Source organism: Siphonobacter sp. SORGH_AS_0500 (assembly GCF_002838835.1).
Taxonomy (GTDB): Bacteria; Bacteroidota; Bacteroidia; order Cytophagales; family Spirosomataceae; genus Siphonobacter.
In genome coordinates this window covers 13,882-30,260 of record NZ_NHPP01000015.1, presented here as the reverse complement: position 1 = coordinate 30,260, position 16,379 = coordinate 13,882, and the positions used below count along the sequence as shown (strand labels likewise).

Sequence of the window (16,379 nt, the reverse complement as noted above, 5' to 3'; positions counted from 1 at the left end):
AACTCAAAACCTATTAACTCCCAAACACATTTCCTAGGTCAATAAACCACCGTTTACGTGGATCGTTTGACCTGTAATATATTTTGACATATCAGAACCCAGGAATACGCAGGCGTCGGCCACTTCTTCAGGCTCGCCACCGCGTTTCATAGGGATGGAGTTCATCCATTCTTCTACGGCTTTCTCGTTTACTTCACCCGTCATTTCGGTAACGATGAAACCGGGAGCAATGGCATTGGAGCGAACGTTACGGCTCGCTAATTCCAGGGCAACTGATTTCGTAAAACCAATGATTCCCGCTTTAGAAGCCGCGTAGTTAGCCTGCCCTGCATTTCCACGAACGCCAACGATAGACGTCAGGTTGATGATTGAACCGCTCTTGGCTTTCATCATGGTGCGAGTAGCCGCTTTCGTCAGGTTAAATACGGACTTCAGGTTCACCCGGATTACTTCGTCCCAAGCCTCTTCCGTCATCCGCATCAACAGACCGTCTTTGGTAATACCAGCATTGTTAACCAGCACATCCAGCGTTCCGAAATCAGCCACAACCTGTGCAACGAGTTCTTCCGCTGCCTTGAAATCAGAAGCATCTGAACGGTATCCCTTGGCTTTAACGCCCAGAGCGGCCAATTCTGCTTCAAGAGCCTGACCTTTTTCTACACTCGACAAATAAGTAAAGGCTACGGAAGCACCTTCCTGAGCGAAGCGTGTGGCAATGGCCCGGCCAATTCCCCGGGAAGCTCCCGTAATCAGGGCAACTTTTCCTTCTAATAAAGGCATAACTAATAAAAGTGTTTGAAGTACAAGTAACAAAATTAACCGCACAAAATTAGAATTCAGTTTAGAGTTAGCAGTTTTCTGTTTTCTGTTTACGATTTACCCTTCGTCCCGAAAAGAAAATCCACCAGCAAAGGCGTAGATTTCTCACTTGATTATGGATGGTTTTTTATCTCTTATTTCATTAAAGCTCCCTGACGTGCAGGCCATACTATCCCTGGTACTCAAATGTCATTAATTAAAATTTCTGGATGACCCGGGGTTATTCATGTTTGATTCCCGTGGGGTTATTACTTACCTTTTCAAAACGCCATTACGGATTTCTCTTTCTCTGTTTTTATAACACCAACCCCGGCATTCTCCCCAGCTCGTCATCCATCCGCCATGGTTGGTGTATAGTGATTAGTGACGGATCGTTAGGGTCGGCCCAGTTATGATTCCATCACCCTGGTTGGTGAGGACACCAACCACTATGCTTTATATGGATGGCTGGTGAAGACACCAGCTAGGGTGGCAGAAATGTCCAGACTGGTTACCCCGGATTGTCATCCGGGGCTATGCATATTAAACCCCTCCGGGGTTAAAGTCTCCCTTTTCAAACCCCTTCCCTACCTTTACAGGTTTCCGCCCTGGTTGGTGTCCTCACCAACCACTATGCTTTTAGTAAGGGCTGGTGAAGACACCAGTCAGGGTGGCAGAAATGTCCAGACTGGTTACCCCGGATTATCATCCGGGGCTATTCAGGTTCAACCCCTCCGGGGTTATGGTTCCCTTTCCAAACGTCTTGCCTACCTTTACGGGTTTCTCTTTCCAACTGAAAACTGAAAACTGAAAACTGAAAACTGAAAACTGAAAACTGAAAACTGAAAACTGAAAACTGAAAACTCAAAACTCAAAACTCAAAACTCAAAACTCAAAACCGCAGCGGCGGCCGCTCAAAACCCCTTACCTTTGCTATTTCAAGTGAATACTATGAATTACTATGAATATTGGAGATCGAGTTCGGTTGGTGCATGGCCGCGAAGAAGGCATTATTACTAAATTCCTGGCGGGAGATTTGGTAGAAGTAGAAATTGAAGCCGGTTTCCGGATTCCCGTGCAAAAGCGGGAAGTATCGCTGATTTCACCAGAAGAGAAAAACCGGTTCCGGACCGTTCCTGCTCAAAATACGGATGCGATTAAGCCTCGTCATTCGGAAGTTGTCGCCAACAAAGGCTTATACCTGGCTTTTATTCCCGTAAATGACCGGGAAATGACGATGTATATCGTTAATAATACGGATTGGGACGTTCCTTTCTCAGTTATCAATGGTTCTGAACCTCATTTCAAAAGCCTGGGATCAGGCATTCTGAAAGCTCGCAGCAGCCAGAAAACGGGCGACTGGCAGGTAAAGGATTTTGAAAGCTGGGGCGTATTTACCGTTCAGGCTTTGTTCTCTCGCCTAGCCTTTATGCAGGTACGGCCGCCCTTGGAAAAGAAAATCCGTTTCCGGGCAGGGACTTTCTTTAAAACGAAGCAGCGGATTCCCGTGCTTGACCAGGTCGGACACTTATTTCAACTGGATGAAGAAAATATTCAGCCCGAAAAACTGAAAGAAAGTCTGACAGAGAAGAAAGTGGAAGAAGTAAAGCCGGTACTCGAAAAACCCGAAACTACGGTTGATCTGCACATTGAAAAGTTAACCCGTCATTTCCTGGCGATGGATAATGCCGAAATGCTGGAGCTTCAGATGAAAACGTTTAATACCGCCCTGGAAAACGCCGTTGCTCACGGTCTGGACGAAATCATTTTCATTCATGGCGTTGGTAACGGGACTCTTCGCACGGAGATTCACCGCAAACTAGGTCGTCACCCCCACGTAGCGTTTTTCTCTGATGCTCAGAAAGAGAAGTTTGGATATGGAGCTACCCGGGTGAAAATTAAATAGTTTACTGTTTTCAGTTTTCAATACAAGATAAAAGTAGGTTCGTTGTAGCTAATTCTTTCCTACGCTGTTCTGGATTTGCAATCCAGAACCAGTCTGTTACGGATCTGTGATCCGTACATGGGGATTATAAATCCGAAAGAGCGTGCAGCCACGACAACAGCGTTTTACACGCAATGCATCGCATCTTTACCCAACTGAAAACGGTAAACCGACAACTGAAAATTCAAAAATTTACTGCTGGTAAAATCTTTTAGGGAATAAATGTATTGATTCATTCGTACTCCTATCATATTCATTATTCCATCATTCCGAATTCCCTAAGTAATGCATCATTATCAGTGCCGTTTTCCTTTTTCCAGTGGTTTTTGGGCGGCAATTGGATTCCTTTTTTTGATTTCGCTCGGGGGCTGTCAACCGAAACGTTCGGTGTCCAGCAATCCGCCAGCCCCCAAGGAATCGTATCTCTACACGAAGAAACAAGTGGAAAGTCGTCGATACCTCTCAACTATTAATCTTCCCGTTGACATTTCATTACTGGAAGTAGAACGTCAGATTAATGCCAATTTAACAGATTTGATTTATGAAGACCTGAGTTACGAAGATCAGGATGATCTCATGGCCCGGGTCTGGAAACGAGGCCGTATCCTGGTTACACCCGGAGCCAGCGTCGCGAATGAAAGTTCTTTGAATCTGAAGGTTCCGCTAAAAATATGGATTAAAACCCGTTATAGCGTTTTGGGGTTATCTACCGAAAAAGAGCTCAATTTCGAGATCGACGTTCGTTTGTCGACGCGGTTTATGATTGCTCCCAACTGGGATGCTCATACGACCACCAAACTGGAGGGGTATGACTGGGTGACCAAGCCCGTTTTGAAACTCGGGCCCCTTTCCATTCCGGTCGCAGGATTGGTAGATAAGGCTCTGAATTCAAAAAAATCTTCGCTTGAGAAAGGTATTGATGATGCAGTTGCGAAGAATATTGAAGTAAAAAAATACGTCATTCAGGCCTGGAATGCGGCTTTACAACCCTACCAGGTATCCGAAAAATACAGAACCTGGTTAAAAATAACACCGGTTTCCATTCAGATGTCACCCCTGCGGACGGTGGGCAAGACGATTCAATCGACCATCGGTATTCAGACCTATACGGAGACCGCCTTTGGTGAAAAGCCTGTTATTCAGAACGTCACTCAGGTTCCAGATTTAAAATTGGCGACTCAGGCAACCGATGAGTTTAAAATTGGTTTAGTTAGTGAACTCTCCCACGCCGAGGCCGAACGAATGGTATCAGACACCGTCGTGGGACAGAAGTTTACGTATGGTAACTATTCCGTGGAAGTAACTTCCATTAAGCTTTATGGAGATGCCAATGCATTAGCCATTCGGGCTGGCTTGAAAGGAAGCATTGATGGATTTATCTATTTCAAGGGTATTCCTTATTATGATCCAGTAAGCAAATCGGTTACTTTGCGAGACATGGATTACGATCTGGAGACGCGTAGTTTCCTCTTTAAGACGGCGAACTGGTTATTGCAAAGTCGTTTGCGGAAAACGTTACAGTCAGCTTTAACTTTTCCCGTTGGCGAACCCATCGTAGAAGCTCAGAAGCAAATTCAGGCTTTATTAACGAAAAATCAGGTAGCCAAAGGAGTAACCCTAACGGGTAAAATTGAGTCCATTACCCCCGATCAGGTGTACCTGACTTCGGGATCGATATACGCCGTAGTGTTTGCAAAAGGAAAAGTCCAATTGCATGTCGACGGACTTTAGTTTAGTGATTAGTGGACTGTTTTCCGTGGTCATTTTCAGGTAACATCATACATTTTCACTCCTTTACTCTGTGGTTAATAGAACAGCGTACTACTGAAATTAACGGAAAACTGGAAATCGAAAACTGAAAACTAACCACTCACTGCTTACCTTTGTAGGCAGCAAGCCATCTTATCGCTTCCTTTTTAACCGAAGGAAGAGGAAAGTCCGGGCAGCGTAGAGCACCGTGCTACCTAACGGGTAGGCAGTTAACTGGCGACGGTTAACTGACAGCTAGTACCACAGAAAAGATACCGCTTTTCTTCGGAAGAGTAAGGGTGAAAAGGTAGGGTAAGAGCCTACCGCTCCTTTGGTGACAAAGGAGGCAGGGCAAACCTCACGGGCTGAAAGACCAAATAAACCAGTGGTACCCGCAAGGGTCGAAGGGCTGCTCGTCCGGTGCTGGTGGGTAGGTCGTTAGAGGCGTCGGGTGACTGGCGTCCTAGATAAATGATAAGACGTTTTTGTGTAACAGCAAAGATGACAGAACCCGGCTTATCGGCTTGTTTTTTTCTAGTAAAAAGAAGTGAGTTCAACCTGTTCAAAAGCTATTCATAGCTCCTGGTCAAGCATTCTCCTCAACCGGAATCGCTTTCTATTTAATGTGCACATGAAAAGAACCCTTCTGTCGATTACGCTTTTAAGTTTATTGGTGCGGCCCCTGATGGCTCAAACACCAGACAAAAAATACCAGACTCCTCAGACTCTGGAAGAGCAAAACCAGCAGAGAGTATTAGCTGAAGCTGAAAGTAAACGGCTGCATCGCTCCTATGAAGGTTTCAACAAAATGAATACCTGGTCGGTAAGCGTGCATGGCGGCATCAGCAAGTTTTACGGTGACTTACAAACGGGTAATTTCTTCGCTAAAGGTCCCGGAGAGAAAGTACCTTTCTTTGGGGGCGTTTCCGTCAATAAACAGCTTTCGCACATTTTCGGCGTATCCGCTGAATTTGGAATTGGACAGCTCAGTGGTAGTAAGGATCGTACCACTTATACCGATCACAATAGTGTTTCCCCCAGCATTTCTTACGTACCGAGTTATTTCAACTCTGATGTTATGCAGGGAGCCTTGACGGGAAGTGTGAACCTTAAATCGCTTCTTTTTGGTACGCGTAAACTTCGTCGGCTGAAATTCGACGTTTTTGCGGGTGTGGGTTTCCTCTATTATAACACTCGGGTCTATTCTATTTATGCCCAGTCGTTTGTTAACTCACTGGGTGAGAATATTACCTACGAACCCAATGATCAGATTCGGTTTTCTAACGGCCCTAACAGTTCAAAAACTGCCGGGGTCTGGGGTGGCTCAGGCTCTAAATATACCCGTGATCTGGTGATTCCTACGGGTGTTCACCTGGTGTATGAATGGTCCCCTAACCTGGATTTAGGTATTCGATACTCCTTCAACCATACATTCTCCGAAAAGCTGGATATGACTTTGGGTGGATATGATAACTCATCAGCCAGTCAGGTTTTCTCTTCGGTTAATAATACCTCTTTTCGTAAGGGAGAATCTGCCAACGATACGTACGGTACCCTGGGAATTGAGGTTACCTATAAATTTGGTCGGAAAGCGGGTCGGGTAAAATCAGATGGCACGTATGAAAAAGACAAAGTCTATCATTTACGCTGGACGGACCCTAAAGATCTCATTGAAGCACCTTATAACCCTACACTTGATACTGCTCTGGCTCGGGTAAAGGCCATTATGCCGGGCGAAGTGGATCCTCGCCTATACACTGATTCAGATGGCGATGGTGTGGCGGATTTATTTGATAAAGAACCAGACACGCCCGCCAATAGCATCGTTTCAGGCTCTGGTGTGGCCATGAATCTTCAGGAATTATTGCAACCTTTTGTCAATGCTAAGGTTCCAAAAGACGTTTGTACGCAGATTTTCGGTAACGTAGAATTCAAGACGGATCAATCGACGCTTTTACCCGAAGCCAAACGTCTGCTGAATGATGTTATTTCGTATTTGAATAACGCAACTGATTGCCGTATCGTGGTTGTTGGTCACACCGACCGCCGGGCTTCTGACGCCTACAACATGAAATTATCCCGTCGGCGGACGCAGGCTGTGAAAAAATATTTGACGAGTTATGGTTTGAAAGATCCCAGCCGGGTAACGGTCGAATGGTACGGCGAATTCCGCCCTGTAGCTCCGAACGATCGTCCGAACGCAGGTATGCAACGCAACCGCCGCGTAGAGCTGAGAATTTTACCGCTGAATAACTGGAAGAATTACCCAGGGAATTAGGTTAGTTTTCTGTTGACAGTTTTCAGTTTAGGGTTTTGGGTTGATTTGTTCAGCTCAAAACCCTTTCTCTTTTTAGGTACATTGTTGGGTTTGGAGTTTTTTGTTTAGCGTTTTGAGGCTTATTCAAAATCAAAAACTCTTGAACAAACCTCTGGTGTGAGATTCCCTTTCGTTCCTAACGGCAGGTTCCTACCTGCCATGATTTCTATTGAACTGTCATCCAAGCAAAGCGAAGGACCTCATTTTCCCCGGGTTACACCCGGGGCTATTCGTATTGAACCCCGCTGGGGTTATTGTTATCTTCTCAAGCAACTCTCCTGCCTTTATAGGTTTCCCATCCGCCCTGGTTGGTGTCCTCACCAACCGCTAGGCTTTTAGTAAGGGCTGGTGAAGACACCAGCCAGGGCGGGAGAATAAGAACCGTGAAATCAAACAGAAACCCCGGATTTTCATCCGGGGCTATCCATATTCAACCCCTTCAGGGTTATGATTCTCATTTCCAAACCTTTCTCCTACCTTTATCGGTTTTTCCTTTCCAAACTCCAAACAGAAAAACTCCAAACAGAAAAACTCCAAACAGAAAAACTCCAAACAGAAAAACTCCAAACAATAAACTGAAAACTGAAAACTAAGTCTTATCTTTGCGATCCGATTCGGAAACCGGGGGACGGGTTCCCCCACAAACCCAACTATAATGGTAAAAATTCGCTTAGCTCGTCGCGGTCGCAAAAAACATGCAATGTATGATGTCGTTGTTGCAGACGCTCGTGCACCCCGTGATGGTCGTTTCATCGAGAAATTAGGTACTTACGATCCTAACACTCAACCTGCAACTATTAACCTTAACGAAGCTAGTGCTGTTAAATGGTTATTAAACGGTGCTCAACCTACGGATACGGCTCGTGCCATTCTTTCGTATAAAGGTTTGATGCTGAAAAAACACCTTCAGGTTGGTGTAAACAAAGGAGCTATTTCTCAGGAACAGGCTGATGAAAAATTTGCTTCATGGAAGCAATCCAAAGATGCTCAAGTAGTTGCTGCTACAGAAGGTATCGCTGGTAAAAAAGCAGAAGACAAAAAATCTCGTCTGGAAGCTGAATCTAAAGTTAACGCTGCTCGTGCAGAAGCTTTAGCTAAGAAAAACGCTCCAGTAGTAGAAGAAGCTCCTGCTGAAGAGGAAGCGGCTACCGAAGAAGCTCCGGCAACTGAAGGTGAAGCTACTCCAGAAGCAGCTGAATAAGCTTCTTCCCTGGTAAACGATTTTGGCAAGTCTGGCGGGTTTCCCGGCGGACTTGCTTTATTTTTGAGCTATAGAAAATCGCTCACTGGTTATAGATCGCTTTAAAAGAGCATGACAAAAGAAGATTGTTACGAATTAGGACGGATCACCAAAGCCCACGGCCTGAAAGGCGAAGTGCAGATGCTTTTTGAGGTGGACGATCCATTTGAATATGAAGAACTGGACAGTGTGTTAGTCGAAGTGAAAGGGCAGTTAATTCCTTTTTTCATCGAAAACATCAACATCCAGCCCAACCGTATTATCACCAAGTTTGAGGACATCAATACCATCGAAAAGGCCATGCCTCTCGTAGGGGCCAAACTTTGGTTGACGCTCGATAATCTCCCCGATCTGGATGACGATCAGTTTTACTTTCATGAAGTAGTGGGTTATCAGGTTATTGACACCAACTTAGGGCCTCTGGGTAAGGTTCGTGAATTTGCGGCCCTCTCCCACCAGGATCTGATGGTGATGGATTACGAAGGGAAAGAAGTTCTGATCCCTGTTATTGATGAAATGATTGGTGGAGCCGATCATGAGGCTCAGACCTTAACCGTTACCCTTCCTGAAGGCCTGCTCGATATTTACATGAGCGAAGCGAAAGACTCGGAAGAACGGGATGACGACGAAGAGGAAGAAGACGTTTAATTTCGTTGTTAGTTCATTATTACTTGTTGTTAGGCTATGCTGATTGAGGATAGTTCCTTTTTCAGTTTCAATGATTATTACCATGCGTTTGGATATTATTAGTGCCGTTCCTGAATTGCTGGATAGCTTTTTTCAGAACTCGATTGTAAAACGGGCTCAGGAAAAAGGCCATGTCGAGGTTCATATTCATAATTTGCACGACTACGGCATTGGTAAATACAAGCAGATTGATGATTATCCCTTTGGCGGCGGTGCGGGTATGGTCTTGATGATCGATCCCATTGCTCAGCTGATCCGCAAACTACAATCTGAACGTACTTACGACGAGGTCATTTACACAGCCCCCGACGGAGAGCGTTTCAACCAGCGAACGGCGAATACGCTTTCCATGACCGAAAATCTGATCATTATCTGTGGTCATTACAAAGGCATTGACGAACGGCTGCGAGAGATTTTTGTAACCAAAGAGATCAGCATTGGGGATTACGTTTTATCGGGTGGTGAATTAGCAGCTTCGGTAATTTCAGATGCTATTATTCGTCTATTACCCGGCGTTTTAGGCGATGAAACCTCAGCCCTGACGGATTCTTTTCAGGATAACCTTCTTGCCCCTCCCGTCTATACGCGGCCCTCGGAATGGGAAGGGCATAAAGTCCCGGACGTATTACTATCTGGACACGATGCCAAAATTCAGGACTGGCGACATGAACAGGCCGTTGAACGAACCCAACAAAGAAGACCTGATTTGTTAGCATAAAAGAAAATCCTCGACCTAACTTTTAGGCGAGGATTTTTCTTTTTATATTATTTTAAGGTTTTCATCCTTTGCAAAAAATTGGTAACATTGACCTTAATAACCTACGAAAGTTAATCTACCATAATCGTCTTTAATCTTACACGCCATGAATCTTAAAGATCTTCTAACTATTGCTAAAAATGAACTTAATGGTTTGTCTACTCTCGCTAATCCAGATTTCAGATTAGAACAGGCAGAGTATAAAGAAGATGAATCTATCTGGGAAGTCGTTGTTTCTTATCTAGTTGAAAATACGAATAAGCGTGTAGCTGCCACACCTCTTGCTCAACTAGCGTCTGATTTTCAGTACCATAGAATTTATAAAAAATTAAAAATCAATGCAAATAAGGAAGTGGTAGGTCTGTATATATACAATAATTGAAATGATTTTAATTGATACCAATGCTTTGGTTCTGTTGATAGTTGGGTTAATCGATAATAATCTAATTGGAAAACATAAACGAACTTCTATATACGACGAAGAAGATTTTCAATTACTGCTACAGGTAATTGGTGATCTCAATCAGTTAGTTGTTTTACCCAATATATGGACAGAAGTCGATAACCTTTTGAATAATTTCGGTGGAACCTATAAGTACCCTTACCTAGAAAGAATTACAGAAATCATAAGCGTTACTTCAGAAAAGTATCTTGATTCTGTAAGTGGCACAAAAACTCATTCATTTTATGAGCTGGGGTTAACCGATTCTTTGATTTTAGAATATGCAAAAGAATGTAAATTTCTAATAACCTCTGACTCTAAATTGTCTGACTACGCTACAGCCAGTGGTATAAAAGTATATGATATGGTAAAGCAGAAAAACACACGAATAGAAAATTATTAGTAATGTATCGAAACGGATTGTGGCTAGGTAGAGATGCTAACCACAATCTATTTATCAATAACGAACACCTATTTCATCTTATACACTTCGCTTCCCGCCAGTAAAAAACAGCCTAAGCCATAATCTTCAAAATCAGGCTTACTGCTTACCGTTACGGGTTGACCGTCTTTGGGTTCTTTGCCCGTACCCTGGACGTACCCTAAAAATCCGTTAGGCTGAACGGATTCTTTTACCAGAGCATTCCAGGCTTTCAAAACAACGGGCCGATAGGTTTTTGCTGGAATAATCCCCTGATTAATGCCCCAGGCCATGCCATATACAAAGAGAGCAGTTCCGGTTGCTTCTTTTCCACCGTAATTAGTAGGGTCATGAAGGCTGGCATTCCAGAAACCGTCCGTCCGCTGAATTTTTGGTAAGACACTTAACATATCTACCAGCATTTTCTGGTAGTCTTCGCGGTGGGGAGCATTTTTAGGAATGATTTGTAATACCCGAACCATTGCGGCAACAACCCAGCCATTGCCACGTGACCAGTAACAATCTTCGCCGTTGGGTTCTTTGTAGGGAGGCACAAAGTCCTTATCCCGCCACCAAAGTTTATCCTGTGGATTATACAGTCCCTTCCCTCCTTCTACGTCTTTAGAATGTTTGTACATTTCATACATGCGTTCGTAATACGCTGGGTTATTGGTCAGTTGCCCCAGTTTGGCAAACACAGGCATCGCCATTTGGATGGCATCAATCCAGGTCCAGTCGTTTACTTTGGATGTAGCCATCATGCTGTCGATACTAGCCTTGATGTCATGCATACATTCCTTTTTCGAAGGATTCATTTCATACAAAGCCAAGTACGTCTGACCGCAGCACTGGTTATCGGCATTACGGGTTTTGATCCCGCCACGCAGGCCCCATTTGTGGGATTCTCCCCAGGCATAAGCATAATCCAGATACTCTTTTTTCTTATCGATTTCGTGTAAGGCTAATAACCCTTCGTAGTACACCGCCCGAGTCCAGATGTTACTGGGGCGAGCTATATTCGTTACTATTTCTTTACCCGTATCCGGCCATTTTTGCATAAAATAGGCATTCGCCCGCTGCATGGGCTCCAGAATATCTTTAGTCTTCGAAAGCTTCTGTGCCTGCACACTGATGCTTAAGGCAAACAAGCCAATCGTGGCTAGGAATCTTTTCTTCATCATCTAATAGGTTTAGAATAAGACAGTAATCGCACTAGGTTAACCCGTAGGAATCGTTATTTTTTACTTAAGAATTGATCCAGTTTTAATCCTTTTGCAGCTTTTATTCCTTCCACTAACGAAGTTGCGTTAAGTCTCGCTCCTTCCAGTGACGTATGCGTGTGATCGATTTCCGTAAAGTGTTGCTTACTTACTTTCTCCTGCCCCGTTTCTTCGTAATGCTTTGCCACTATTTCATTCAGGTCAATGAACGTAGCTCCAGTTTGTTCGGCCACTTGTTTCGCCCAAAGACCATAATCTGAAGAAGCCCGAGTTACTTTCCCATCTTTCCAGTTATTACGAGGCACCAGCGATAAAACCACCGGAATGACCCCTTTGGCCTGAGCTTCGGTAATGTACTTCTTCATGTACCACCCATAGGTATGCACAGTCTCAGGTCGTTTCTGAATAGGGTTATAAATGTCTTGGGTCTCCTCTCCGATACCCCGAATACTGCCACGAGAACGAGCAGTATCGTCCAGAGCTCCGGCATCGTTATGACCGAATTGCATCAGTACATAATCACCGGGTTGCAAGCGAGCGACGATCTTTTCCCAACGGCCTTCGGTCTGAAATGTTCGGCTGGAACGGCCACCAATGGCGTGATTTTCGATATGAAGACGAGTAGTATCAAAAAATTCCGGCAAAAAATGACCCCAGCCCCAGAGGCCTTTGTCTCCATTATCCGAACCATTTTTTACGGTAGAATCTCCAATCAAATACAGGGTGGGTTTTACTTTGTAACGGGCCGCCAGAGCAACCGTTAACACCAGAGCAAAAAGAAAAAGTCGTTTGAGTGTATGCATAGTATCAGGTAGATATCGAACCCTCGTCCAGCCATTAGAAGATGTTTAATAAATGGATTACAGATTAATTGCCGTCAGGTTGGATCGTCTCCACCAATGGACTGGCCGGGAATTTCCATTGCTCAACCAGCGGCGGATGAGCTGGATCAAACCCGGGCAACTCTGCTACCAATTCTTTCGCCAGATCCAATTGAGCTGATTTTATTCCGTTCACCACACACTGAGCAAGTAGATAAGCTCCGTAGTTACTAAAATGAGTATTATCATGAATGTCCTTCGTTACCCCCGGTAAGCTACCTGCCGCAATGTGGACAAACGCCTTTTCGGATTCCCGAGGTCCGAGAGCTTCCCATAGTGTTTTACTCATGGCGTTCAGATCAATCAGAGGAACGTTTTCCTCCTTCGCTGTCTGTCGCATGGCTTCGGGAAACTCCCCCAACGTATTAACAATCTGACCTTTCGCATCAAAATTTCTCCGATGCATGGAAGTAATCAGGACAGGCTTCGCTCCTTTGTCACGGGCGGCAGCGATGTACTTTTTCAGCAATTCTTTATACCCCACAAAAGGCAATAAGTCTTTCTGTTTCTGATCGTTATGAGCAAATTCAATAAAGAGGTAGTCATTTGGTTTGATTACACTCAATATCTTTTCCAGTCTTTTTTCTGCCAGAAAACTCCATAACGATTCGCCCGACTCTGCGTAATTGGCAATCGCAACTCTGGCTGGCTTGAAAAACGGGGAATCATCTGTCCCCAGGCCGCATAAGGTTCCTGAGGCTGATCGACTACGGTAGAGTTACCTGCCAGAAAAATCGTTTGGGCCTTTGTGTTCCGGCGGATTTCCAGAGCGGCCACTTTGGGTAAGGCATCCGTAAATTCGAAGGTTAACTGATTATCCCAGTGCCTATAGTCCTTTTCGCGAGGCTTCAAACGAACCGAATCCTGATCCGAAATTCGGGCAGATTTAAGGTTAACTGTGAATTCTTTCCAGACGAGTTTGCGAGGTTTTGTTTCCACTTTTTCCAGCATCAATCGACGATTTTCGACTTTAATGGTTGTATAGGAAGCATCTTTTTCATCGCCCAGTAAAACCTTCACATCGTAGTTACCTTCCGGCAGATTCACCGAAAAAAAGAAAGGCTGAGAGCTGGTAATGTAATCCCGGAGGTAACGAACTGCGTAAAAACCCTGCACGGACGAGCCGGGCAGAAATCCATACCCTCGTTCAGAGGTATACTTCATATCCGCTGTTACTTTGGTATAGCCACGAGCTGCCGGACCCGCCCCAAAATCAAAGCGATACGACTGGGCAGAGGTCGTTCCTAGCCCAAGAAAAAGAATTCCGGCAAGTACGGAACGTAACATAGGTTTTTCAGTAAAAGACACAATGGTAGAAAAAATAAGGGGTTACTAGCAACCCGTACTATCAGGGCTTCGGTTTTTAACTAAAAGAGTATGCTCCATTAGATTATACCTAAGAAAAAAGCCTTAATCTTTCGATCAAGGCTTTTAATTATAAATCAAAATGACAGTTAATCCATTCACCATCCAGCTTGGCTCCGAACTTTTTATAGAATTCAATGGAAGGTTCGTTCCAGTCAAGCACCTGCCACATGAGGCCGGAACATTCGGTTTGTCTGGCTTCTTCTACCGTGGCTTCCAGCAGACGTTTTCCTAAACCATACCCTCGGAAGGCTTCTTTGATGATTAGGTCTTCCAGATATAATCGCTTGCCTTTCCAGGTAGAATACCGATAATAATACAAGGACATTCCCACTACTTCTCCTTTAACTTCGGCTATGATTGTTCCGAATAAGGGATTTTCGCCAAATCCGTCTTTCAATAATTGCTCCGGTGTGTTAATGACTTCATGTAAGGCTTTCTCGTATTCCGCTAGTTCTACAATTAACTGGTAAATGGATGGAACATCTTCGGGCGTCGCCTTTCTAATGATGGTACTCATGGGAAAACGTTTGAGTTTAGGGTTTTATGTGTTTTGAGTTATTACAGACATCCGGTCTATCCAGACCGGGTCCATCCAGTAGGTAACCCCGATGCAACCCCGGGTTTTACCCGGGGCTATTCAGGTTTAACCCCTCCGGGGTTACATCTTCCATTTCGAAACGTCTTGCCTAACTTTACGGGTTTATACTTTACAACCAACAACCAACAACCAACAACCAACAACCAACAACCAACAACCAACAACCAACAACCAACAACCAACAACCAACAACGTTAAACTTGGCTATACGCTTCCCACTTGTCCATAACGGCCTTAATATCCGGGGCTAACTCGGAATCAAACTGAAGCCATTGTTTCGTTTTAGGATGCTCGAAGCCGATGGACTTGGCGTGTAGAGCCTGTCTGGGACATAGGGCAAAACAATTTTCAACAAACTGACGATACCGGGTAAAGACCGTTCCTTTGACAATTCGATCGCCGCCATACATGGTGTCATTAAACAAGGGATGCCCCAGGTATCGCATATGAGCCCGAATCTGGTGCGTGCGTCCGGTTTCCAGGTTACATTGAACCAGACTGACGTATTTCAAATTTTTCAGTACTTTATAGTGGGTAACGGCATGTTTACCGTATTCTCCATCGGGAAACACATCCATTACTTTCCGATCGCGGGAGCTTCGACCAATATGTCCTTGAATGGTTCCGCTTTCTTCTTTAGGTTCGCCCCAAACCAATGCATAGTAGGTACGTTCGATGCTGTGTTCGAAAAACTGACGAGCCAGGTGACTCATCGCATAATCGTTTTTTGCCACAACCATTAATCCCGACGTATCCTTATCAATACGGTGCACCAGACCGGGCCGGATGTCACCATTTCTGCCCGTCGGTAAATTCTGAAAGTGATAAATTAAAGCATTCACCAATGTGCCGTCCCAGTTTCCGTAAGCCGGATGAACCACCATGCCGGCAGGTTTATACAACACCAGTAAATCGTCGTCTTCATAACGAATATCCAACGGGATATTCTGAGGGATTAACTCCGTTTCGGCTCTCGGGGGTTGAGGTAAGGAAATAACGATTTCATCCAGCGGTTTTACCTTATAACTCGCTTTGATTGCTTTCCCATTGACCTTTACCCCTTCCGTTTCAATACCCGCCTGAATTTTGGATCGGGTAGCATTCGGAATTTTTTCTGTTAAAAACTGGTCAATCCGGGCTAGTTTCTGACCCGCATCCACCAGAATTCGGTGATGTTCAAATAACTCGTCTTCTAACTCTTCTGCTTCTGTATTCATACGTTACAGGTATTGTTAAAACAAAACCCCACCTTCTGAAAAGGTGGGGATGTTTACTGATATCAGGAAAGAGCATCAACTAATGCCCATTACGTGACTGTAAAAGATCAATAACCATGTCCATTTTACCGGATAGACCATCAAATTTACCAGACAGATTATCTACGCGGTCGGTTAATGTATCCATCCGATCCGATAGGGTGTCCATTCGATTTGATATGGAATCCACCCGGTTAGATAACGTACCCATCCGAACAGACATCGAATCTACGCGATCCGATAAAGTGTCCATTCGGTCAGATATGGAATCCACCCGGTTAGATAACGTACCCATCCGAATGGACATCGAATCTACACGATCTGATAACGTAGCTACTTGATCTGACACAGCATCCACACGACCAGATAATGTATCTACTTTGACTCCAATAGAATCTACCCTGCCAGATAACGTATCTACTTGATCCGTTAAAAAACCAAGCTTTACGTTAAATTCAGCCTGAGCAATGACCAGTTGATATTGACCCGCTTCCAGGCGATCCAATCGGTTTTCTACCCGATCAAATCGTCGGCCCATGTCAGTAGTCAACTGACCTAAGCCATGAGCGATGGTGTCTATCTGTTTAACGTGGTCCACAGTTAAATTTTCTAGTTGTTCTACTCTTTGTTCCAAATACATTGAAGGTCCGATTGATTGCATTACACGTTCATGAACTGGCGGTATAATCTATAAATCGGG

At 44.5% G+C, this 16,379-nt stretch carries 16 protein-coding genes and 1 other RNA gene; 9 read left to right on the top strand and 8 right to left on the bottom strand.

The window, feature by feature from the left end; translation table 11 throughout:
• Positions 1 to 33: 33 nt before the first annotated feature.
• Positions 34 to 780 carry a 3-oxoacyl-[acyl-carrier-protein] reductase gene (gene fabG, locus BWI96_RS16400; RefSeq protein WP_106637626.1) on the bottom strand — a complete coding sequence of 249 codons (747 nt, stop codon included), beginning with the start codon at positions 778 to 780 and terminating at the stop codon, positions 34 to 36.
• 979 nt (positions 781 to 1,759) lie between these two features.
• Here fabG and BWI96_RS16395 point away from each other — a divergent pair.
• The 9 genes from BWI96_RS16395 (at position 1,760) to BWI96_RS16355 (ending at position 10,338) form a co-directional block, all read left to right on the top strand.
• Complete coding sequence (locus BWI96_RS16395) at positions 1,760 to 2,704, top strand: DUF2027 domain-containing protein (RefSeq protein WP_106637625.1); 945 nt, start codon at positions 1,760 to 1,762, stop codon at positions 2,702 to 2,704.
• Positions 2,705 to 3,028: 324 nt separating this feature from the next.
• Positions 3,029 to 4,474 (top strand): DUF4403 family protein, encoded by a 1,446-nt coding sequence (locus BWI96_RS16390; RefSeq protein ID WP_106637624.1) that lies wholly within the window; start codon positions 3,029 to 3,031, stop codon positions 4,472 to 4,474.
• Between the two features lie 158 nt (positions 4,475 to 4,632).
• Positions 4,633 to 5,027, top strand: an RNA gene (gene rnpB, locus BWI96_RS16385) — RNase P RNA component class A.
• 96 nt (positions 5,028 to 5,123) lie between these two features.
• A complete protein-coding gene (locus BWI96_RS16380) occupies positions 5,124 to 6,770 on the top strand; it encodes an OmpA family protein (RefSeq protein WP_232793770.1) in 1,647 nt (548 codons plus the stop codon).
• A gap of 691 nt (positions 6,771 to 7,461) precedes the next feature.
• Positions 7,462 to 8,010 carry a 30S ribosomal protein S16 gene (locus BWI96_RS16375; RefSeq protein WP_106637623.1) on the top strand — a complete coding sequence of 183 codons (549 nt, stop codon included), beginning with the start codon at positions 7,462 to 7,464 and terminating at the stop codon, positions 8,008 to 8,010.
• Between the two features lie 111 nt (positions 8,011 to 8,121).
• Positions 8,122 to 8,697 carry a ribosome maturation factor RimM gene (gene rimM, locus BWI96_RS16370; protein WP_106637622.1) on the top strand — a complete coding sequence of 192 codons (576 nt, stop codon included), beginning with the start codon at positions 8,122 to 8,124 and terminating at the stop codon, positions 8,695 to 8,697.
• Positions 8,698 to 8,779: 82 nt separating this feature from the next.
• Entirely contained in the window at positions 8,780 to 9,454 is a 675-nt protein-coding gene (trmD, locus tag BWI96_RS16365; RefSeq protein ID WP_106637707.1) for a tRNA (guanosine(37)-N1)-methyltransferase TrmD, read from the top strand.
• Positions 9,455 to 9,599: 145 nt separating this feature from the next.
• Positions 9,600 to 9,875, top strand: coding sequence for a hypothetical protein (locus BWI96_RS16360; protein ID WP_106637621.1), 276 nt, complete (start codon positions 9,600 to 9,602; stop codon positions 9,873 to 9,875).
• 1 nt (position 9,876) lies between these two features.
• A complete protein-coding gene (locus tag BWI96_RS16355; RefSeq protein WP_106637620.1) occupies positions 9,877 to 10,338 on the top strand; it encodes a PIN domain-containing protein in 462 nt (153 codons plus the stop codon).
• Positions 10,339 to 10,406: 68 nt separating this feature from the next.
• Here BWI96_RS16355 and BWI96_RS16350 read toward each other — a convergent pair whose 3' ends face one another.
• From BWI96_RS16350 to BWI96_RS16325, 7 genes are all read right to left on the bottom strand, one after another.
• Entirely contained in the window at positions 10,407 to 11,537 is a 1,131-nt protein-coding gene (locus BWI96_RS16350) for a glycoside hydrolase family 88 protein (RefSeq protein WP_106637619.1), read from the bottom strand.
• Positions 11,538 to 11,590: 53 nt separating this feature from the next.
• Positions 11,591 to 12,379: a rhamnogalacturonan acetylesterase gene (locus BWI96_RS16345; RefSeq protein WP_106637618.1), complete on the bottom strand. Its 789-nt coding sequence runs from the start codon at positions 12,377 to 12,379 to the stop codon at positions 11,591 to 11,593.
• A 64-nt stretch (positions 12,380 to 12,443) separates the two neighbouring features.
• Complete coding sequence (locus tag BWI96_RS22555; protein WP_369804202.1) at positions 12,444 to 13,049, bottom strand: rhamnogalacturonan acetylesterase; 606 nt, start codon at positions 13,047 to 13,049, stop codon at positions 12,444 to 12,446.
• Positions 13,019 to 13,744 carry a hypothetical protein gene (locus BWI96_RS22550; protein WP_232793769.1) on the bottom strand — a complete coding sequence of 242 codons (726 nt, stop codon included), beginning with the start codon at positions 13,742 to 13,744 and terminating at the stop codon, positions 13,019 to 13,021. The genes BWI96_RS22555 and BWI96_RS22550 overlap by 31 nt, the downstream gene beginning before the upstream one ends.
• 148 nt (positions 13,745 to 13,892) lie before the next feature.
• Entirely contained in the window at positions 13,893 to 14,342 is a 450-nt protein-coding gene (locus tag BWI96_RS16335) for a GNAT family N-acetyltransferase (protein WP_106637617.1), read from the bottom strand.
• Between the two features lie 275 nt (positions 14,343 to 14,617).
• A complete protein-coding gene (locus BWI96_RS16330; RefSeq protein WP_106637616.1) occupies positions 14,618 to 15,640 on the bottom strand; it encodes an RluA family pseudouridine synthase in 1,023 nt (340 codons plus the stop codon).
• A 79-nt stretch (positions 15,641 to 15,719) separates the two neighbouring features.
• Positions 15,720 to 16,277 carry a hypothetical protein gene (locus BWI96_RS16325; RefSeq protein ID WP_157830401.1) on the bottom strand — a complete coding sequence of 186 codons (558 nt, stop codon included), beginning with the start codon at positions 16,275 to 16,277 and terminating at the stop codon, positions 15,720 to 15,722.
• Positions 16,278 to 16,379 lie beyond the last annotated feature (102 nt).